General features: G+C 43.0%; 1 pseudogene. It reads left to right on the forward strand.

The window, feature by feature from the left end:
• Nucleotides 1-227: pseudogene (locus H8706_RS12130) on the forward strand (hypothetical protein); the annotation flags it as partial.
• Between the last annotated feature and the right edge of the window lie 627 nt (nt 228-854).

The following is an 854-nucleotide window of genomic DNA, read 5'->3' on the forward strand; positions in this document are numbered from 1 at the left end:
AGGATATGGAGCATCTCGACAGTATTCAGATTCAAACGGCAACGGCAAGAGAGTTTTCTATTGTGGTACGGCTTATCAATCAGAATGAAAAGGAGCTTATTCCGTATCTGAACAGAATAGAGAAAACACTCAAGGAACAGGGCTTTGCAATAAGACGAGCGGAAACGGAAGATATAAAGAGACTGCTTGCCGTATATTTTGAGCAGAATGCAACGCAGCTTGCGTGAAGCGTGTCCGCATCTTCCGGTTCAATCTCCATCTCTTTAACTATCAGCCAGAATATTTTTGATATTTCAACCGACTGCTTGAACATCTGCCGCGCCAGCCTTTTCTCGAAGCTGTCAAGCAAAGCCTGAACAGTATTCACAACATTTTTATTGACATAGTCCTCGTTATTTTTGTTATGAATGTATCCGTTATAGAATTCAACCGCCTTGTCAATGTAGTCGCTGCGGCTGTTACAGCCTATGCTTTTCATATTGATTTCGCATTCCTTTAGGTTTGAGTTTTTTATCCAAAAACTGATGTGTTGTTTGCTCATATCCGCCTCACTCCCTTCCGCACCCGTGATATGACCTCACACAGTCCGCATTATTCTTTGTAAATCAGGCATACCGCACCCAAAACCGCACCAAAATTTTCAAACCGCACCCTCCCGAACGGCACTGCCGGTCGGTGTTTGAGGCTTGGTGCGTGATAAAACGCACCAAGCTTTTTCCTGCTTAAAAATATTTAGGCTCTGTTTTATGCCTTTTTGCCCTGTTTCGGATTATCCTTCATAACCTCCTCAATGTATAACCGTGCAGGCTGTGGCACTACCTTTTGATATATTTTTTCTATCTGTTCTGTCAGCT

The sequence above is a fragment of the Qingrenia yutianensis genome (assembly GCF_014385105.1).
Classification (GTDB): Bacteria; Bacillota; Clostridia; order UMGS1810; family UMGS1810; genus Qingrenia; species Qingrenia yutianensis.